The sequence below is a fragment of the Tabrizicola sp. genome, assembly GCF_016793705.1.
Classification (GTDB): Bacteria; Pseudomonadota; Alphaproteobacteria; order Rhodobacterales; family Rhodobacteraceae; genus Tabrizicola.
In genome coordinates this window covers 88,304-107,846 of sequence record NZ_JAEULO010000042.1, presented here as the reverse complement: position 1 = coordinate 107,846, position 19,543 = coordinate 88,304, and the positions used below count along the sequence as shown (strand labels likewise).

Genomic DNA, 19,543 nt, shown 5'->3' with positions numbered 1-19,543 from the left:
CGGCGGCCCGCCCCGCCGCTACAGTCGCCGCATGACGACTGCCGCCCCGCTTGCCCGTGACCTGCCCGACGCCGATGCGACGGAGGCCCTGGGCCGCAGGCTTGCCGGACTGGCCCGGCCCGGCGATGTGATCCTCTTGGAAGGACCTATCGGGGCCGGGAAAAGCTGCCTCGCCCGCGCCTTCATCCGCGCCCGTCTGGGGCGCGCGGAAGAGGTGCCCTCGCCGACCTTCACCCTGGTCCAGGTCTACGAGGCGGAGGGGGTGGAGATCTGGCATGCCGACCTCTACCGGCTGACCCACCCCGACGAGGTCTGGGAACTGGGCCTGGACGATGCCTTCCAGTCTGCAATCTGTCTGGTCGAATGGCCCGACCGGCTGGGCGCCCATGCCCCGCCCGAGGCGCTGCGGATCAGGCTGGACGCGGCGGGCGAGGGGCGGCGGGCGGTGATCGGTGGCGGGCGGGACGGGCTCGTGGAGGCGCTGGCCGATGGCTGAGCGGAGCGCCGAGATCAGCGGCTTCCTCGCCCGTGCCGGTTGGGGCAGGGCCGAGCGTCGCCACCTCGCGGGCGATGCCTCGGACCGGCGCTATGAACGGCTGCGGCTTGGCGGGGCGACCGCCGTCCTGATGGACAACCCGCCCGGCGGGGCCGACGATCCTGCCGCCTTCGCCAGCATGGCCCGGCACCTCTGCGCCCTCGGCCTCTCCGCCCCGGCCTTCCTGGCCGAGGACCTGCCGCTCGGCCTCATGCTTCTGGAAGACCTGGGCGACGACCTCTATGCCCGGCTTCTGGCCGCCGATCCCGGCCGCGAAGCCGAACTCTACGCCCCCGCGGTCGACGTGCTGCTGCGGCTGCATTCCGCCCCGCCGCCGCCCGGTTTGCCTGATCTGTCCGCCGGGGATTGGGCGACGGCGGCGGGCTTCGCGCTGGACTGGTACGCCTTCGCCGCCACCGGCGCCAAACCGGACGGGACCGATTTCCACGCCGCCCTCACCGCAGCACTGACCGCCCATGCCGACGGCCCCCGCGTGCTGATCCTGCGCGATTACCATGCCGAGAACCTGCTCTGGCTGCCCGGTCGCCCCGGCCTCGCCCGCGTCGGCCTCCTCGACTTCCAGCTTGGGCAACTGGGCCAGCCCGGCTATGACCTCGTCTCGCTCCTCCAGGACGCCCGCCGCGATGTCCGGGCGGAGACCGAGGCCGCAATGGTCGCCCGTTTCGCCGCCGCGACCGGGGCCGATCCGGCAACCTTCGCCGCCCACTACGCCACGCTTGGCGCGCAACGGGCGCTGCGCATCCTCGGCGTCTTCGCCCGCCTCTGCCTCGTCGCGGGCAAGCCGCAGTATCTGCGCCTGATCCCCCGCGTCTGGGGCCAGTTGCAGCAGAACCTCGCGCATCCCGCTCTCGCCTCCTTCCGCGCGATCTGCGACCGGCTGCTGCCCGAGCCCAGTCCCGAAATCCTGCACAGGATCGAACGGCAATGCCCGACTTCCCCTTCCCGCTGATGATCTTCGCTGCCGGGTTCGGCACCCGCATGGGCCGGCTCACCGCCGACCGGCCGAAGCCGCTGATCCCGGTCGCAGGCCGGGCGCTGATCGACCATGCGCTTGCCGTCGGTCAGAAGGCGGGCGTCACCCGGACGGTGGTGAACACGCACTACCTTGCCGACCAGATGGCCGCACATCTTGCCGCGCGCGGAATTGCGATCAGCCATGAGGCCGGACCCATCCTCGAAACCGGCGGAGGCCTGAAAGCGGCGCTGCCGCTCCTGGGTGACGGTCCGGTGGCGATACTGAACAGCGATGGCATCTGGACTGGGGCGAATCCGCTTCTGGAACTCGCCGCCGCCTGGGACGGTAGCCGGATGGAGGCGCTTCTCCTCCTCCTCCCCCTGGCCGACACGCTGGCGCACGGCCCGAAGGGCGATTTCCGCCTGGCCACCGACGGAAGGATTTCGCGCGGCGAGGGGGGCGAGGACCATGTCTACATCGGCGCGCAGATCCTGCATCCGGCCCGGATCAAAGCAACGCCGGACAGCGTCTTTTCCCTGAACAAACCCTGGAGCGGGATGATCGCCGCCGGGACCGCCTTCGGTCTAATCCACCAGGGCGGCTGGTGCGATGTCGGCCACCCCGAGGGGATTGCGGCGGCCGAGGCGCTCCTCCACTCTGCCCCGCATGACTGAGCCGAACCTTTTCGCCCTGCCGCCCGGCGTCGACTTTCCCGCCGAACTGGTTGAAGGCCTCATGACCCGCATGTCCGGCCAGCCGCCCGAGGCGCTGGCGCGGGTGGTGCTGATCGTGAACACACAGCGGATGCGCCGCCGGGTCACGGAATGCCTGCAGGCGAAGGGGGCGCTGCTCCTGCCCCGGCTGATGCTCGTCACCGAAGCCACCGCACTTGCGCAGCTCGCCCTGCCGCCCCCGATCTCGCCGCTGCGCCGCAGGCTGGAGCTGTCGGTGCTGCTCTACGGCCTCCTTGCCACCGGCTCCACCCAGTTCCCCCGCACCGCGCTCTACGATCTGGCCGACAGCCTGGCCGCGTTGATGGAGGAGATGCAGGGCGAGGGCGTCGACCCCGACCGCATCGCAAGGCTGGACGTGGCGAACCACTCCGCCCATTGGGCGCGGACACAGGCCTTCCTCGGGATCGTGACCGAGGCGCTGCGCGGTGAGGCTCCGGATGCCGAGGCCGTGCTGCGCCGGGCGGTGACGCAGCTGGCCGACCAGTGGTCCACCAAGCCCCCCACCGACCCGGTGATCCTGGCGGGCTCCACTGCCTCGCGCGGGACGACGGCGCTGCTGGTGCAGGCGATCGCCCGGCTACCGAACGGCGCGGTGGTCCTGCCGGGTTATGACTTCGATACCCCCGATCCGGTCTGGGCCGGCATGGACGACGCGCTGACCGCCGAGGACCACCCGCAATTCCGCTTCCGCCGGGTGATGGATCTGCTGGACTGCGGTCCGGGGGCGGTCCGGCGCTGGACCTTGGCGCAGCCGCCCGATCCGGGCCGGAACCGGCTGATCTCGCTCTCGCTCCGCCCCGCGCCGATCACCGACCAGTGGCTGACCGAGGGGCCAAAGCTGCCCGACCTGCGCCCCGCCACCGAAACGCTGACCCTGATCGAAGCGCCAGGCGAACGCGCCGAGGCCATCGCCATCGCGCTGATCCTGCGCGAGGCGGCGGAGACGGGCACCCGCGCCGCGCTGATCTCGCCCGACCGCAACCTGACCCGCCGCGTCACCGCCGCGCTCGACCGCTGGGGCATCCGCCCGGACGATTCCGCCGGGCGTCCGCTGGCGCTGTCGGCGCCGGGGCGGCTGATGCGACAGGTGGCGGCGCTCTTCGGCCAGAAGCTGACCGGCGATGCGCTGCTGGCGCTGCTCAAGCACCCGCTGGCGTTCTCCGGCCCCGGCCGTGGCCCGCACCTGATCCTGACCCGCGAGTTCGAGCTGCACCTGCGCCGCCACGGCCCCGCCTTTCCGACGGCGGAAAGCGTGCAGCGCTGGGCCGAAACCCAGACCCATGACCGCGCCGCCGACTGGGCGCGGACCGTAGCGGCGACGCTCTGCGGGCACGAGTCCATTCCGCGGCTGCCGCTGGAAGATTTCGTCGCGATGCATCTTGTCCTGACCGAAGCCCTCGCGCGGGGTTTTGCCGAAACCGGCTCCGGCGCACTGTGGGAGAAGGCTGCGGGGGAAGAGGCGCTGAAGGCCGTCGCCGAATTGCAGGCCGAAGCCGGGGCGGGGGGCGAGATGACGCCTGCCGATTATGCGGGCGTGTTCCTGGGCGTGCTCAACCGGCACGAGGTGCGCGAGACGGAAAGCGTGCATCCCGGCATCATGATCTGGGGCACTCTGGAGGCTCGGGTGCAGGGCGCCGATCTGGTGGTGCTCGGCGGCCTCAACGACGGCACCTGGCCCGCCCAGCCGTCGCCCGACCCCTGGCTGAACCGCGCGATGCGGAAGGAGGCGGGGCTTCTGCTGCCGGAACGCCGGATCGGGCTGTCGGCGCATGACTACCAGCAGGCCGTGGCGGCAAGGCGCGTGGTCCTCAGCCGGGCGAAGCGGGGGCCGGAGGCGGAAACCGTGCCCTCGCGCTGGCTGAACCGACTGGTGAACCTGATGTCCGGCTTGGCCGAGAGGAACGGCCCCGATGCGCTGCAAGCGATGCGTGACCGGGGTGACGACTGGCTGCGCAAGGCCGAAGGCTTCGACGCGGCGCCCGAGGCACCCCCGGCGCGGCGCCCCTCGCCCCGCCCGCCGGTCGCGGCCCGGCCGAGGAAGCTCTCTGTCACCGAAATCAAGACGCTGATCCGCGACCCCTATGCGATCTATGCCCGCCATGTGCTGAAGCTGAAACCGCTCGACCCGTTGCGCCCTGTCGCTGATCCCAGGCTGCGCGGCACGATGCTGCATGAAATCCTGGAGGTCTATCTGCGCAGCGGCGGCGGCGGGCGCGAGCGGCTTCTGGCGATCACCGGGAGGGTGCTGGCCGAAAGGGTGGCCTGGCCGTTGGCCCGGACGATCTGGCAGGCCCGTATCGCCAAGGCGGCGGATGCCTTCCTGGAGTTTTCCGCCACGACCGGCGGCGAGCCGGTACTGATCGAGGAGAAGGGCGCGGTCGCGCTGCCGGGACTCGACTTCACCCTGACCGGCAAACCCGACCGGATCGACCTCTTGCAGGACGGGCGGCTTTACCTGATCGACTACAAGACCGGCACGCCGCCGACCAAGCCGCAGCAGAAGCATTTCGACAAGCAGCTGTTCCTGACCGCTGCAATGGCGGAAGGTGGCGGGTTCAAGGGGCTGGACCCGGCAGAGGTGGCAAGGCTCTCCTATGTCGGGCTGAAGGCCGAACTGGCCATCGAGACGGTCGACTTGGAACCGGGCGAGGTGGCCGGGATCTGGGCCGATTTCGGCAGGCTGATGGCCAGTTATGCGCGCCCCGGCCAAGGCTACACCGCCCGCCGCGCACTGGAATCCGTCCGCGACGCCAGCGACTACGACCACCTCGCGCGCTTCGGCGAATGGGACATGACCGACGATTCCGCGCCGGAGGACCTGTCGTGACCGACGCCCTCACCCCCCAGATCACTGCCGCCGATCCCGCGCGGAACACCTGGCTTTCCGCCAATGCCGGGTCGGGCAAGACCCGCGTGCTGACCGACCGGGTGGCGCGCCTCCTCCTCGGCGGGGTGGAGCCGCAGCATATCCTCTGCCTCACCTACACCAAGGCCGCCGCCTCCGAGATGCAGAACCGGCTGTTCCGGCGGCTGGGCGAATGGGCGATGATGCCCGAGCCCGCCTTGCGCGACACGCTGGCCACGCTGGGCGAGGGTGCCTTGTCGCCCCAGCGCCTGTCCCGCGCCCGCCAGTTGTTCGCCCGCGCCATCGAGACGCCCGGGGGCTTGCGCATCCAGACCATCCACAGCTTCTGCGCCAGCCTGCTGCGCCGGTTTCCGCTGGAGGCGGGTGTGCCCCCCGGCTTCACCGAAATGGACGACCGCGTTGCCCGCCAGATGCGCGCCGAGATCGTCGAGGAAATGGCCGACGGCCCGGACGCAGCCGTGGTCCGCCGCCTGACCGAAGTGCAGGACGGCGAGGATTTCGCCAAGCTCGTCGACCAGATCGCCAGCCATCGCGCGGCTTTCGCGCACCCGATGGACCTTGCCTCGGTGCGGCGTCTGTTCGGCCTGCCTGCCGATGTCACCGACGACCATTTCGTGCGGCTTGCCTTCCGGGGTGGCGAGGACTGGCTGGTCGCCCAATGCCTGCCGCTTCTGCGCGCCGGGTCCGCTACGATGCAGGACCTTGCGGCGGCTCTGGCGGGGCTGCGGCTCGATGCGCCGGGGCGCGCCGATCTGATGGTGCTCTATGACTGCCTCCTGAAGAAGGACGGGCAGCCGAACTTCGCCAAGGTCCCGACCACCAAGGTCCGCACCGCCATGGGCGATCTGGTGCATGACTTCGACGACTTCATGCAGCGGGTATGCGAGGCGCGAGACGCGGAAAAGGCGCTCGCCGCCGCCGGGAAGACGCTGGCCCTGCACGACTTCGCCGCCGTCTTCCTGCCCGAATATGCCGCCCGCAAGGCCGCACGGGGATTCCTCGATTTCGACGACCTGATCGCCCGCGCCAAGGCGCTGTTGACCGACCCGTCGCTGGCGGCCTGGGTGCTCTACCGGCTGGATGGCGGCATCGACCATATCCTCGTCGACGAAGCCCAGGACACCAGCCCGGAGCAATGGGAACTGATCGAGGCCCTGTCCGCCGAACTGATCGCCGGCGAAGGCGCGACCACTCGCGCGCGGACGCTGTTCGTCGTCGGCGACAAGAAGCAGTCGATCTATTCCTTCCAGGGCGCCGATGTCGCCGCCTTCGACCGGATGCGCGGCCATTTCGGCAGCCGTCTGGCCGGGGGCCCGGGTCTTGCGACCAGCGCGCTGGAACATTCCTTCCGCTCCTCCCCCGCCGTGCTGGAGGTGGTCGACCGGACCTTCACCCCCGACCAGCACGCGGCGCTGGGCGGCAGCTCGCATCACCTGGCCTTCAACGCCACCCTGCCCGGCCGCGTCGACGTCTGGCCGGTGCTGGGCAAGGAGGACAAGGCCGAGCCCGGCCCCTGGTTCGAGCCGCTGGACACACCGCACCCGGAAGACCCCAACGTCGCGCTGGCGAACCGGATCGCCCGCTGGATTCAGGAGAGGGTTGAAGGACCGAATGGCAACGATCAAATCCCGCAGGCCAAGGATGGCAAGGTCACGTTCCGCCCCATCCACTATGGCGATTTCCTGATCCTGGTGCAGCGCCGGTCGGATCTCTTCCGCGAGATCATCCGCGCCTGCAAGACGCTTGGCCTGCCCATCGCCGGGGCCGACCGGCTGAAGCTGGGCGGCGAGCTGGCGGTCAAGGACCTCGCCGCGCTGCTCGCCTTCCTCGACACGCCCGAGGATGACCTCTCGCTCGCCGCTGTCCTGCGCTCCCCCCTCTGCGGCTGGTCCGAGGCCGAGCTTTTCCGCCTCGCCCATCCCCGCAAGGGCTATCTGTGGGAGGCGCTCCGCGACCATCCCGGCCACGACGATACCCGCGCCTTCCTGGACGACATGCGCGGCCAGGCCGACTTCCTGCGCCCCTACGACCTGATCGAGCGCGTCCTCCACCGCCACGACGGCCGCCGCAAGCTGATCGGGCGGCTGGGGGCCGAGGCCGAGGACGGGATCGACGAACTTCTGTCGCAGGCTTTGTCCTACGAGGCGACGGAAGTGCCCAGCCTGACAGGCTTCCTCGCCTGGATGGAGACCGACGAGGTCGAGGTGAAGCGCCAGCTGGACGGCGAAGGCCAGCGCATCCGGGTGATGACCGTCCACGGCGCCAAGGGGCTGGAGGCCGAGATCGTCATCCTGCCCGACACCTGCGACCGCACCCCGCAGGACCGCGACCAGCTGTATCGCCTGCCCGGTGGCCCGCCGGTCTGGAAGGTCGCCAGGGACGAAAGCCCCGCGCTGATCGCCGAAGAACGCGCCGCGCGGGCGGAGCGCGACGCGGCGGAACGGTTGCGCCTCCTCTACGTCGCGATGACCCGCGCGCGCTGCTGGCTGGTCGTCGCCGGGGCGGGCAAGACGACGCAAGATGCCTGCTGGCACAACCTGATTTCCGCCGGGGTGCGGGCCGCGGGGGCTGTGACCATCGAGGACGGCATCCAGCGTCATGCCTTCGGCGACTGGCCCGGCCCCGCCCCCCGCGCCCTGCCCACTGACACCCCCGTCGCCCTTCCCGTCTGGGCATCGCAACCCGCCCCCGAGCCCTTCCGCGCTCCGAAGGTGCTGTCGCCCTCCGATCTCGGCGGCGCCAAGGCCCTGCCGGGCGAGCCGCTTTACCCCGAGGCCGAGGCCCGCGCGCGCGGCACCGCGCTGCACCTGCTGCTCGAACGGCTGCCGGGCCTCGACCCCGGCCAATGGGACAGCTTCGCCGCCCCCCTCGTCCCCGATCCGCTGCACCTGACCGACGCTTTGGCAGGGGCGCGGCTGGTCCTGACGCATCCCGACCTCGCCCCCCTCTTCGGCTCCGAAACCCTCGCCGAAGTCGCCGTCACCGCGCCCTGGGGCGACCGCACGCTGGCAGGCACCATCGACCGGCTGGTCATCGCCCCCGACCGCGTGCTGATCATCGACTACAAGTCGAACGCCGTGATCCCGGATCGGCCCGAGGCGACGCCGGAAGGCATCCTCCGCCAGCTGGGCGCCTACGCGCATATGCTGGGCCAGATCTACCCCGACCGCCGGATCGAAACGGCAATCCTCTGGACCAGGGCCCCCAGCCTGATGCCCGTCGATCCCGACATCGTGAGGCAGGCCTTCCTGCGAACCACGATCCCTTGACGTTCTGGCGCCGTCTTCCTACCTTCCTTACCCGACAAATCCCGCAGGAGAACGATCATGGGCGCTGCCACCGTCGCAGTCACCGACGCCACCTTCGACACCGAGGTCCGCAAGTCCTCGATCCCGGTGGTCGTGGACTTCTGGGCCGAATGGTGCGGCCCCTGCCGCCAGATCGGCCCGGCGCTGGAAGAGCTTGCCACTCAGTATGCGGGCAAGGTGAAGATCGTGAAGGTCAACGTCGACGAGAACCCCGACAGCCCTGCGGTTCTGGGCGTTCGCGGCATCCCGGCGCTCTTCATGTTCAAGGACGGCCAGGTGATCTCGAACAAGGTCGGCGCCGCCCCCAAGGCCGCGCTGGAGAACTGGATCAAGTCGGCGATCTGATAGCCTGACACCACCCTTTGGTGCCCGGCACCCAAATCCGGGCATCATGCGCGACGCAAGAACATCCGATCCAGATCAGCTGTTCAGGATTGCTGCCCAGTTGGTCCGTCCGTGGACAACGCGCAGGATGTCCAGTTCCGTTGCGGTGAACTGGTAGATCACCATGTGAGATCGAAATGGGTAGATGCGGACCGGCGGCCGGAATTCGGGACGTTCCCGTGCGATTTCCGGTTGTGCCGCCAAGAGACTGAACAGACTTGCAAGGTCTTCAAGATAGATACGAGCCTGTCGTCGTCCCCAAAGCTCGACACCCTGCCAATACATCGCATCCATGTCGGAAATCGCGAAAGCCTTGACGATGATCTGCCGCTTCACCGACGTTCGCGTTCCGCCAGGAATGCCTGCATGTCAAAAGGCTGCGACGGCCCCGAGGCCAGCCCCTCGTCAATCAGCCCTTGAATTTCGCTGATCGCTTCGCGCCGCGCCTGATCACGGCGGATCAGGTCGCGCACATAATCGCTTACGTTGCTGTATCGCCCGTCACGGGCCTGCCCCTCGGCATAGGCCTTCATCTTGTCGGGCAGAGAGATGTTCATCGTCGCCATGTTTGAAGCTTAATGCGATGGCAAACCTTGTCAACCGCCTTCCCGCTTCCCAACCCGCCGGTTTTCCTGTAAGGCCCCCGCCATCTGAGACGTGAGGCCCGCCCCCGGGGCCCGTGCGAAGGATTTGGGGGATGGGCGGCAATGGGGCCGCCAGATATCGGGGGCACCGGCAGGGGCCGGGTCCTCAGAGGAAACGACATATGTTCAATGTGACCAAGAAATCGATCCAGTGGGGCAATGAAACGCTCACTCTGGAAACGGGGAAAGTTGCGCGCCAGGCCGATGGATCGGTGATCGCGACGCTGGGCGAGACCCAGGTGATGGCCAACGTGACCTTCGCGCGCGCCGCGAAGCCGGGCCAGGACTTCTTCCCCCTGACCGTCCACTACCAGGAAAAGTACTACGCAGCCGGCAAGATCCCCGGCGGCTTCTTCAAGCGCGAGGCGCGGCCGTCGGAGAAGGAAACGCTGGTCTCCCGCCTGATCGACCGGCCGATCCGTCCGCTGTTCGTCGACGGCTTCCGCAACGAAGTGCTGGTCATGGCGACCGTGCTGTCCTGCGACCTCGTCAATGACCCCGACATCGTGGCGATGATCGCGGCCTCGGCGGCGCTGACCGTCTCGGGCGTACCCTTCATGGGTCCGATCGGCGCGGCCCGTGTCGGCTTCGTCGACGGCCAGTATGTGCTGAACCCGGCGATGGACGACATGACCCAGCTGCGGCTGAAGCCCGAGCAACGGCTTGACCTCGTCGTCGCGGGTACCAAGGACGCCGTGATGATGGTGGAATCCGAAGCTTACGAGCTGACGGAGGAGGAAATGCTGGGCGCGGTCGTCTTTGGCCACCAGCAGATGCAGCCGGTCATCGACCTGATCATCGACTTCGCGGAGGCTTCCGCGAAAGAGCCCTTCGACTTCACCCCGCCCGACTATTCGGCGCTCTATGCCAAGGTGAAGAAGGCCGGCGAAGAGCAGATGCGCGCCGCTTTCGCGATCCGTGACAAGCAGGACCGCACCTCGGCCATCGAAGCCGCTGTCGATGCCATCAAGGCCGCGATGTCGGAGGAAGACCAGGCCGACGCGAACCTCTATCCGGCGATCAAGCAGCTGGAATCGGCGGTCCTGCGCGGCGACGTGGTCAAGCACGGCCGCCGGATCGACGGTCGCGACACCAGGACCGTCCGTCCCATCGTGGCGGAAACCGGCGTCCTGCCGCGCGCCCACGGCTCGGCCCTGTTCACCCGGGGTGAAACGCAGGGCCTTGTCGTCACCACTCTGGGGACGGGCGAGGATGAGCAGATCATCGACGCGCTGAACGGCAACTACCGCTCGAACTTCCTGCTGCACTACAACTTCCCGCCCTATTCGGTCGGCGAAGTTGGCCGCGTCGGTTCGCCCGGTCGGCGTGAGATCGGCCACGGCAAGCTCGCCTGGCGCGCGCTTCAGGCGGTGCTCCCGGCACCGACCGACTTCCCCTACACCATCCGCGTGGTGTCCGAGATCACCGAATCGAACGGCTCCTCCTCGATGGCGTCGGTCTGCGGCGGGTCGCTGTCGATGATGGATGCGGGCGTTCCGCTGAAGTCGCCGGTCGCGGGCGTCGCCATGGGCCTCGTGCTGGAAGATGACGGCGAATGGGCCGTGCTGACCGACATCCTGGGCGACGAGGACCACCTCGGCGACATGGACTTCAAGGTCGCGGGCACCGCTACGGGCATCACCTCGCTGCAGATGGACATCAAGATCGCCGGGATCACCCCCGACATCATGAAGCAGGCCCTCGCCCAGGCGAAGGACGGTCGTCTGCATATCCTCGGTGAAATGGGCAAGGCGCTGTCGGCCCCGCAGGGCTTCAGCGAATACGCGCCGAAGATCGAGACGATGCAGATCCCGACCGACAAGATCCGCGAAGTCATCGGCTCGGGCGGCAAGGTCATCCGCGAGATCGTGGAAACCTCTGGCGCCAAGGTCGACATCAACGACGACGGCGTGATCAAGATCGCCTCGAACGACCAGAAGGCCATCAAGAAGGCCCATGACATGATCTGGTCGATCGTGGCCGAGCCGGAAGAAGGCCAGATCTACACCGGCAAGGTGGTGAAGCTGGTCGACTTCGGCGCCTTCGTGAACTTCTTCGGCAAGCGCGACGGTCTGGTCCATGTGAGCCAGATCGCCAACAAGCGCCTGAACCACCCGAACGAGCTTCTGAAGGAAGGCCAGGAGGTCAAGGTCAAGCTCCTCGGCTTCGACGACCGCGGCAAGGTGCGCCTGGGGATGAAGATGGTCGACCAGGAGACCGGCGCGGAAATCACCGAGAAGAAAGAAGAATCCGCCGAAGGCTGATTGCCTTCGCTGGCGCGAACGTGAAGGCCCCGGGGGAAACCCCGGGGCCTTTTCCGTCTTGTCTCACGCCTTCTTGTGGTGCGCGTTACCTGCGTCCCCGCAAGGATCACTGAAAAAGGACAAGCGCATGACCCATCTCACCCGCCGCACCCTCGCTGCCGCTGGCCTCGCCGCCGTGCTGCCGTGGCGCGCCTTCGCCAAGACCGAAGAAGACTGGGTCATGCCCGAGGACTTCCTGCCCCGTCCCGTCCGCTTTCAGGATCCGCAGGAGCCCGGCACGATCATCGTCGACCCGGACTATTTCGCGCTCTACCTCGCCCTGACCCCGCGCCGGGGGATGCAATACAGCGTCGGGGTGGGTCGGGGAGATCTTTACGAATCCGGCTGGTTCAGCGTGGGGGCCAAGAAGGAATGGCCCAGCTGGACTCCGACCAGGGAGATGATCGCCCGCGACCCCGACCACTATGCGCAATACGCCGACGGAATGCCGGGTGGGCCGAAGAACCCGCTCGGCGCGCGGGCGCTTTACCTCTTCAGCGAGACCGGCGCCGATACCTTCCTGCGCATCCATGGCACGCCCGAGCCCTGGACCATCGGCACCGCCGTCTCGAACGGCTGCGTCAGGCTGGCGAACGAACATATCGCCGAGCTTTACGACCAGGTCGAACTCGGCGCCCCGGTGCTGCTGCTGCCGAAGGTGGAAACGGCGTGAAAAGGGGGCCCGCAGGCCCCCGATCCCTCACGCCTTGGCAAACCGCAGATAGGGCAGCTTGATGTCCAGATCGCCGTAGCGCTCTTTTGCCTGATCGTTGTTCAGCGCCAGCGCCACGATCACGTCCTGCCCGGGCACCCAGTTGGCGGGGGTCGCCAGCGGCACGCCGTCGGTCTTCTGCACCGCGTCCAGCGCGCGCAGGATCTCGGCGAAGTTGCGGCCCACCGACATGGGGTAAGTCATCGTCAGCCGCACCTTCTTGTCCGGCCCGACGATATAGACCGTCCGCACCGTGGCCGAATGGGCGGGCGTCCGTCCCTCGGTCGGCAGGTAATAGTCGGCGGGCAGCATGTCATAGGCCTTGGCGACCGTCAGGTCGCTGTCGTCGATGATCGGGAAATCGGCCGGGGCGCCGCCGAAGGCCTCGATGTCGCGCTTCCATTTCTCATGGTCGGCCTTGCCGTCGACCGACACGCCGATCACCTTGGTCTTGCGCTTTTCCCACTCGGCAGCCAGCTGCGCGACTGCCGCGAATTCCGTGGTGCAGACCGGGGTGAAGTCGCGCGGGTGGCTGAAGATGATGCCGTAGTTGTCGCCCAGCCAGTCGTGGAACCGGATCGTGCCAGCGGTGCTTTCGGCGGTGAAGTCGGGCGCGGTGTCGTTGATGCGGACGGCCATGGGAACCTCTTCGGTTGGAATCCTGTCTGGGGGCGAACATATGCCGATAGGAAAAAGGTTTCATCCCTCTGGATGGGTTGCCCGGCAAATAGGAATAGCGTTCCAGCAGACGCGGACGAAACGACAAGAACGTTCCACCCCGCTGCGGCCGCGATCAGTCGAATGTCCCCGTCACCCGACCGAACAGCATGAAGGCCCGCGCGGTGCGGGTGTCGGCCAGATCGGCCAGTTCGGCATCGGTTGCGTTCGGCTCGAAGGCCGCGAAGGTCTTGTCGAAGGCGCGCAGGAAATGATGCGCTGCGTCGCGGAACACCGGGTCCGATTTCATCCGCCCCGCCGTCAGCGCCAGCGAGGCCCGGTCGCGGATGCCCCCCAGCGCGGCGATGGACCGCCCGCGCTCGCCGCCCGCGAAGCGCCGCCACAGTTCCGGGTGGCAGAGGTCAGGTTGCAGGTCGTCCATGTAGATGCCGTCCTGGCTCAGCAGCGTCAGCACGTCCTGCGCTGCGCGGATCAGCTTCGACGAGGTCCGGTCCTCCAGCGCCAGGCGCAGGGCGCGGAAGCCCTCCTTGTCCTCGGGCGTTTCCGGGAATTGCAGCGCGCGGATGAAATCTGCGACCGACAGCGGCGGGCGGAGATCTTCGGCCGGGGTTCCCAAGGCAAGAGTCGGTTCTTCTGCGGCAGGCTCGGGACGGGGCGGGGTGAGGGCCGCCTTGCGGTCTGCCGAGGGCACCGACAGCGCGGCATCCCGGCGCGAGGTGAAGGTCGCCAGCACCGTTTCCGCCTGCTTGGTCGAGGCTGCAATCTCGTCCAGCCGCTTCTCGACCGAGGGCTTCAGGCCGTTGCCTTGCGCCTGCACATAGCTTGACCGCATCGCATCGACCGTGGCCTGCAGCCGCTTGGCCTCGGCCCGAAGTTCGCGGATCGAGCGCAGGGTAATGACAACCGCCCAGATCAGCGCGATGGGCAGGAAGACCATCAGCAGGGTCATCACCAGGCCCAGCGTCCGCGTCTCGCTGCCCGGCGGTGTGACCAGCACATAGACGAGGATCAGAAGAACCCAGCCCAGGCTGAGGCCCACGCCCGCGACTTCCATGCCGCGGCTCGGCGGATCGTTCAGCTGCGCCAGCGGACCTTTGCCCAGGCCCGCATCCCCTGTCGGCAAATCCTTGACCGGCGGTTTCACCCCGGTGCCCCCCCCGTCAGATGTAGCGGATCGACAGGATTTCGTAGGACCGGGTCCCCCCCGGCGTCTTGACCTCGACGCTGTCGGCTTCCTCCTTGCCGATCAGGGCCCTGGCCAGCGGCGAGCGCAGGTTGAGAAGCCCGTTTTCGATATCGGCCTCGACCTCGCCGACGATCTGGTAGGTCTTCTCTTCGTCGCTCTCCTCGTCGACCAGCGTCACGGTGGCGCCGAACTTGATCGGGCCGCCCAGTTTTGACGGGTCGATGACCTCGGCCAGCGACAGGGTGCCTTCCAGCTCCTTGATCCGGCCTTCGATGAAGCCCTGCTTCTCGCGCGCGGCGTGGTATTCGGCATTTTCCGACAGGTCGCCATGCTCGCGCGCCTCGGCGATGTCCCGGATGATCGCCGGACGGTCCACCGTCTTCAGCTGCTTCAGTTCAGCATCCAGCGCATCATATCCGCGCCGTGTCATCGGGATCTTTTCCATCGGTCTTCCACAGTAAAAGAAGAAGCCACGGGTCGGGGTGCGACCCATGACTTCGGAGAACTCCGTTCACCTCACCCGATGAACTGCACAAATGCAAGGGGTCATGCCGCGCCTGCGCGACGGCCTGTCGCGCGGAAGACGGAATGTTTCGCACCCGGCTGCGCCCGGGATTTGATGTTGCGTCATGGTTGACCTTGCGTCCTCCTTCCGGCAACAGGGGGCCGCAACTAGCCAGCGTTTCAGTGCCGGTATTGGCCGACCGGGGAGGGACAAGCGATGACTGCGATCCAACGCGAGAAGATGGACTATGACGTCGTCATCGTAGGCGCCGGGCCTGCGGGCCTCTCGGCGGCGATCCGGCTGAAGCAGCTGGACCCGGAGCGGTCGGTCGTGGTGCTGGAGAAAGGCTCCGAGGTCGGCGCGCATATCCTTTCCGGCGCGGTGCTGGACCCGTCGGGGCTGGATGCGCTGCTGCCCGACTGGCGGTCGATGGGCGCCCCGATCAGGACCGAGGTCAAGGAGGACAACTTCTACCTTCTCGGCCCGGCCGGCAAGGTCCGCATCCCGAACTGGCCGATGCCGCCCCTGATGTCGAACCACGGCAACTACATCGTCTCGATGGCCAACGTCTGCCGCTGGATGGCGGGCGCGGCCGAGGGGCTGGGCGTCGAGATCTTCCCCGGCATGGCCTGTTCGGAACTGGTCTACGAAGGCGACACCGTCGTCGGCGTGGTGGCTGGCGAATTCGGCCGCGACCCCGAAACCCGCGAGCCCGGGCCGTCCTATGAACCCGGCATGGAACTGCGCGGCAAGTATGTCTTCCTCTCCGAAGGCGTGCGCGGCAGCCTCGCCAAGCAGGTGATCGCGAAATACGACCTGTCGAAGGGCCACTGCCCGCAGAAATTCGGTCTTGGCATGAAGGAAATCTGGGAGATCGACCCCGCCAAGCACCGCGAGGGCACAGTCACCCACACGATGGGCTGGCCGCTCGGCAAGAACGCGGGCGGCGGCAGCTTCATCTATCACCTTGAAAACAATCAGGTCTATGTCGGCTTCGTCGTTCACCTGAACTACGAGAACCCCCACCTCTACCCCTACATGGAATTCCAGCGCTTCAAGCATCATCCGATGGTCGCGGACCTCCTGAAGGGCGGCAAACGTGTGGCCTACGGCGCCCGCGCGATCTCCGAGGGCGGCTGGCAGTCGATCCCGAAGATGGTCGCCCCTGGCGTCGCCCTCCTCGGCTGCACCGCGGGCCTCGTCAACGTCCCCCGCATCAAGGGCAACCACAACGCCATGCTCTCGGGCAAGGCCGCCGCCGAGGCCGCCCATGCCGCCATCACCGCAGGCCGCCAGGGCGACGAGCTTTCCACCTACGAGACCGAGGTCCGCAGCGGCCCGATCGGCAAGGATCTGAAGAAGGTCCGCAACGTCAAGCCGCTCTGGTCGCGCTATGGCCTTGTCGCCAGCCTGATGGGCGGCGGCCTTGATATGTGGCTGAACACCGCGGGCCTCACCGCCTTCGGAACGCTCAAGCACAAGAAATCCGACGCAGCCGCCACCGGCCTCGCCAAGGATTTCAAACCGATCGACTACCCCAAGCCCGACGGCAAGCTGTCCTTCGACCGGCTGACCAACGTCGCCTTCTCCTTCACCAACCACGACGAGAACCAGCCCGCCCACCTGGTGCTGAAGGATCCCTCCATCCCCATCGCCGTCAACCTGCCGAAATATGCCGAACCGGCGCAGCGCTATTGCCCGGCGGGCGTCTACGAGGTGCTGGGCGAAGGCCAGGACGCCACCTTCCGGATCAACTTCCAGAACTGTGTCCACTGCAAGACCTGCGACATCAAGGACCCTTCGCAGAACATCGTCTGGACCACGCCGATGGGCGGCGGCGGGCCGAACTACCCCAATATGTGACGTCCCGGCGGCACCGACTCACGAAAGCTTGTCCGAAACCGGGGGTCCCCGCCGCAAGGCCGGGTCCCTCTGCATTGCGCGCGCCCCGGCGCCGGGCTACCTTCGCTGCGACCCTTCGAGGAGAGGCCGATGCGCCAGATCATGTCCCGCACCCTGACCGCGCTGGTCCTGGCGGCAAGCCTTGCTGCGCCGCTCCGGGCGGAAGAGACCGTCGACAGCGGCGCCTATCTTGCCGCGCGCGTCGCCGAAAGCGAGAACGACTTCCGCTCTGCCGCCGCCTGGTATGCCAAGGCGATCATCGCCGATTCGCAGAACCCGCAACTTCTTGACGGGGCGATCCTGGCCGAGATCGGCGTCGGCGACTTCGCCCTTGCGATCGAGATTGCCGGGATGCGCAAGGGCCTTGCGGGCGATGCAAGCCAGTTGGCCGAACTCGCGCTGATCGCCGACCAGGCCAAGCGCGAGGATTACGCGGCTTTGATCGCCGGGGCCGAGGGCGGGCGCGACATCGGCGAGCTGGCCAATGCGCTGGTCCTCGCTTGGGCCAAGCTCGGCGAAGGGAAGATGTCCGAGGCGCTGGAGGATTTCGACGCTCTGACGAAGAAGAAGGGCTTCGAAGCCTTCGGCTACTACCACAAGGCCCTGGCGCTCGCCTCGGTCGGCGATTTCGAGGGCGCGGATGAAATCCTGTCCGGCAAGTCGGGGGGGGCCGTCACAGTGATGCGGCGCGGGGTCTTCGCCCATGCCGAGATCCTCAGCCAGCTCGAGCGCAATGCCGATGCCTTGGCACTCCTTGACAAGACATTCGGGACCGCCCCCGATCCGGTCGTGGACGCCCTCCGCCACCGCCTGGAAGCGGGCGAGCCGATCCCCTTCGACACCGTGACATCGGCCCGCGACGGGATCGCCGAGGTCTTCTTCACCATTTCGACCGCCCTGAACGGCGAGGCCGATCCGGTCTATACCCTCCTCCACCTGCGCGTGGCGGGCTACCTTCGCCCGGACCATTCCGACGTCCTGTTGATGACGGCCGACGTGCTGGAACAGCTGGGGCAGCACGATCTTGCCGCCGAAACCTATGCCGCCTTCCCGCCTGACGATCCCACCTATGTCACTGCCGAAGTCGGTCGCGCCTCGGCACTCAAGGCGCAGGGCAAGCCGGACGCAGCCATCGACGCGCTGAAGACGCTCGCTCGGGCACACGGCGACCTTCTGGGCGTGCAGTTCGCCCTGGCCGACCTCCTGCGCGCGGAAGAACGCTTCGACGAGGCCGAGGTCGCCTACTCGGCGGCCATCGAGCTTTCGGCGGAGGCCAAGGCCGAAAACTGGGTGCTCTATTTCTATCGCGGCATCTGCCACGAACAATCGAAGGACTGGGCGCCCGCCGAGGCCGATTTCCGCAAGGCGCTGTCGTTGAACGGGGCGCAGCCGCAGGTGCTGAACTATCTCGGCTATGGCCTCGTCGACCGCGGCGAAAAACTGGACGAGGCGCTGGGGATGATCGAAAAGGCCGTCGCCGCCGACCCCGAGCAGGGCTACATCATCGACAGCCTCGCCTGGGCCTATTTCAAGCTTGGCCGCTATGCCGATGCGCTGGAACCGATGGAGAAGGCCTCGCTGCTCGAACCCGTCGACCCCATCGTCACCGACCATCTGGGCGATGTCTACTGGATGAACGACCGCAAGATGGAAGCCCGTTTCCAGTGGCGCCGGGCGTTGTCTTTCGAGCCGACGGAAGCCGACAAGACCCGGATTCTGCGCAAGCTGGAGCTGGGGCTGGACGTTGTGATGACCGAGGAAGGCACCGCGAAGCCGCCGGTCAAGGCCGCCGAGAATGGCAACTGATGCAGTCAGCGAAGCCGCCTCGGCCAAGCTGAACCTCTGCCTGCACGTCACCGGTCGTCGCGGCGACGGCTATCATCTGCTCGACAGTCTGGTGGTCTTCGCCGATGTGGCGGACCGGGTCTCTGCCGCGCCGGGCCAGGGGCTTTCGCTGCGGGTGACGGGGCCGGAAGGTGCGGGCCTTGGCTCCGAACCCGACAATCTGGTCCTGCGCGCGGCCCGGTCGATGGGCGTGACCGATGCGGCGCTGCTTCTGGAAAAGCATCTGCCGGTCGCCGCAGGGATAGGTGGCGGTTCGGCGGATGCGGCGGCGGCGCTCAGGGCGCTGGCGCGATGGACGGGGCGGCCCCTACCCTCCGATGCCGAAGTCCTGCGCCTCGGTGCCGATGTTCCGGTCTGCCTTTCAGGGCGTCCCGCCCGGATGACCGGCATCGGCGAGGGGCTCACGCCATTGCCACCGCTGCCTGCGCTTTGGGTCGTGTTGGTCAACCCGCGCGTGGCTGTCCCGACCCCGCAGGTCTTTGCGGCCTTGACCCGCCGCGACAACCCGCCTCTGCCCGATCTGCCACCCTCGGCCCTTGCCTCTGCCGAAGCCTTCGCCTCATGGCTGACCAGTCACACCCGCAACGACCTCGTCGCTCCGGCCCGCTCGGCGGCCCCACTCCTGACCAAGGTGCAGTCCGCCCTGTCCGCCACCCCCGCCTGCCTCCTCGCCCGCATGTCGGGCTCCGGCGGCACCCATTTCGGCCTTTTTGCCTCCGCCGAGGCCGCCGAGACTGCGGCCCGGTCCCTGGTCTCAGCGCATCCCGGCTGGTGGATCACCGAGGGAAAAATCTCGTAGCGCGGGTGAAACGCTCCGCTCTCCGACGAAGCCACCGCTCTTCGAAAGCCCACCATTCTTCGGCGACATCCGCCGCTCTTCCCCATGAAATCGACCGTTAACCAATGCCTTTCCAAATGGTAAACGCCCACAATCAATCCATTGAAAACTCAACGATATCCAGAAA

16 protein-coding genes are annotated in these 19,543 nt (G+C 67.6%); 11 read left to right on the top strand and 5 right to left on the bottom strand.

Translation table 11 applies throughout. The features are described from left to right. The first annotated feature begins 31 nt into the window (after positions 1–31). The 6 genes from tsaE to trxA are packed head-to-tail and all read left to right on the top strand — an operon-like array spanning position 32 to position 8,764. Positions 32–496 (top strand): tRNA (adenosine(37)-N6)-threonylcarbamoyltransferase complex ATPase subunit type 1 TsaE, encoded by a 465-nt coding sequence (gene tsaE, locus JNJ68_RS11855; RefSeq protein WP_294982584.1) that lies wholly within the window; start codon positions 32–34, stop codon positions 494–496. Continuing rightward, positions 489–1,505 carry a phosphotransferase gene (locus JNJ68_RS11850; RefSeq protein WP_294982583.1) on the top strand — a complete coding sequence of 339 codons (1,017 nt, stop codon included), beginning with the start codon at positions 489–491 and terminating at the stop codon, positions 1,503–1,505. Before tsaE ends, JNJ68_RS11850 begins: the two co-directional genes overlap by 8 nt. Beyond that, complete coding sequence (locus JNJ68_RS11845) at positions 1,481–2,185, top strand: nucleotidyltransferase family protein (protein WP_294982582.1); 705 nt, start codon at positions 1,481–1,483, stop codon at positions 2,183–2,185. The genes JNJ68_RS11850 and JNJ68_RS11845 overlap by 25 nt, the downstream gene beginning before the upstream one ends. Beyond that, positions 2,178–5,072 (top strand): double-strand break repair protein AddB, encoded by a 2,895-nt coding sequence (gene addB, locus JNJ68_RS11840; protein ID WP_294982581.1) that lies wholly within the window; start codon positions 2,178–2,180, stop codon positions 5,070–5,072. Before JNJ68_RS11845 ends, addB begins: the two co-directional genes overlap by 8 nt. Then, a complete protein-coding gene (addA, locus tag JNJ68_RS11835) occupies positions 5,069–8,380 on the top strand; it encodes a double-strand break repair helicase AddA (RefSeq protein WP_294982580.1) in 3,312 nt (1,103 codons plus the stop codon). Before addB ends, addA begins: the two co-directional genes overlap by 4 nt. A 57-nt stretch (positions 8,381–8,437) precedes the next feature. Then, on the top strand, positions 8,438–8,764 hold the full coding sequence (trxA, locus tag JNJ68_RS11830) for a thioredoxin (protein ID WP_294982579.1): 327 nt from the start codon (positions 8,438–8,440) through the stop codon (positions 8,762–8,764). A gap of 75 nt (positions 8,765–8,839) precedes the next feature. Here trxA and JNJ68_RS11825 read toward each other — a convergent pair whose 3' ends face one another. Together JNJ68_RS11825 and JNJ68_RS11820 are read right to left on the bottom strand one after the other, a co-directional pair. Beyond that, positions 8,840–9,139, bottom strand: coding sequence for a type II toxin-antitoxin system RelE/ParE family toxin (locus JNJ68_RS11825; RefSeq protein ID WP_294982578.1), 300 nt, complete (start codon positions 9,137–9,139; stop codon positions 8,840–8,842). Next, positions 9,136–9,369, bottom strand: a complete 234-nt coding sequence (locus JNJ68_RS11820) for a type II toxin-antitoxin system ParD family antitoxin (RefSeq protein ID WP_294982577.1) — start codon at positions 9,367–9,369, stop codon at positions 9,136–9,138. Before JNJ68_RS11820 ends, JNJ68_RS11825 begins: the two co-directional genes overlap by 4 nt. Before the next feature lie 200 nt (positions 9,370–9,569). On the opposite strand from JNJ68_RS11820, the gene pnp reads away from it, so the two are divergent. Together pnp and JNJ68_RS11810 are read left to right on the top strand one after the other, a co-directional pair. After that, positions 9,570–11,711, top strand: coding sequence for a polyribonucleotide nucleotidyltransferase (gene pnp, locus JNJ68_RS11815; protein WP_294982576.1), 2,142 nt, complete (start codon positions 9,570–9,572; stop codon positions 11,709–11,711). A 127-nt stretch (positions 11,712–11,838) separates the two neighbouring features. Further along, positions 11,839–12,423 carry a L,D-transpeptidase gene (locus tag JNJ68_RS11810; protein ID WP_294982575.1) on the top strand — a complete coding sequence of 195 codons (585 nt, stop codon included), beginning with the start codon at positions 11,839–11,841 and terminating at the stop codon, positions 12,421–12,423. Between the two features lie 27 nt (positions 12,424–12,450). On the opposite strand, the gene JNJ68_RS11805 is transcribed toward JNJ68_RS11810, so the two are convergent. The 3 genes from JNJ68_RS11805 to greA form a co-directional block, all read right to left on the bottom strand. Beyond that, positions 12,451–13,101 (bottom strand): peroxiredoxin, encoded by a 651-nt coding sequence (locus JNJ68_RS11805; protein ID WP_294982574.1) that lies wholly within the window; start codon positions 13,099–13,101, stop codon positions 12,451–12,453. 154 nt (positions 13,102–13,255) lie between these two features. Then, positions 13,256–14,284, bottom strand: coding sequence for a hypothetical protein (locus JNJ68_RS11800; RefSeq protein WP_294982573.1), 1,029 nt, complete (start codon positions 14,282–14,284; stop codon positions 13,256–13,258). A 16-nt stretch (positions 14,285–14,300) separates the two neighbouring features. Then, complete coding sequence (gene greA / locus JNJ68_RS11795; RefSeq protein ID WP_294982572.1) at positions 14,301–14,771, bottom strand: transcription elongation factor GreA; 471 nt, start codon at positions 14,769–14,771, stop codon at positions 14,301–14,303. Positions 14,772–15,047: 276 nt separating this feature from the next. On the opposite strand from greA, the gene JNJ68_RS11790 reads away from it, so the two are divergent. The 3 genes from JNJ68_RS11790 to JNJ68_RS11780 all read left to right on the top strand — a co-directional run bounded on the left by JNJ68_RS11790 (position 15,048) and on the right by JNJ68_RS11780 (position 19,377). Beyond that, positions 15,048–16,694, top strand: coding sequence for an electron transfer flavoprotein-ubiquinone oxidoreductase (locus JNJ68_RS11790; RefSeq protein ID WP_294982571.1), 1,647 nt, complete (start codon positions 15,048–15,050; stop codon positions 16,692–16,694). A gap of 129 nt (positions 16,695–16,823) precedes the next feature. Next, on the top strand, positions 16,824–18,539 hold the full coding sequence (locus tag JNJ68_RS11785; protein WP_294982570.1) for a tetratricopeptide repeat protein: 1,716 nt from the start codon (positions 16,824–16,826) through the stop codon (positions 18,537–18,539). After that, complete coding sequence (locus JNJ68_RS11780) at positions 18,529–19,377, top strand: 4-(cytidine 5'-diphospho)-2-C-methyl-D-erythritol kinase (RefSeq protein WP_294982569.1); 849 nt, start codon at positions 18,529–18,531, stop codon at positions 19,375–19,377. Before JNJ68_RS11785 ends, JNJ68_RS11780 begins: the two co-directional genes overlap by 11 nt. Positions 19,378–19,543 lie beyond the last annotated feature (166 nt).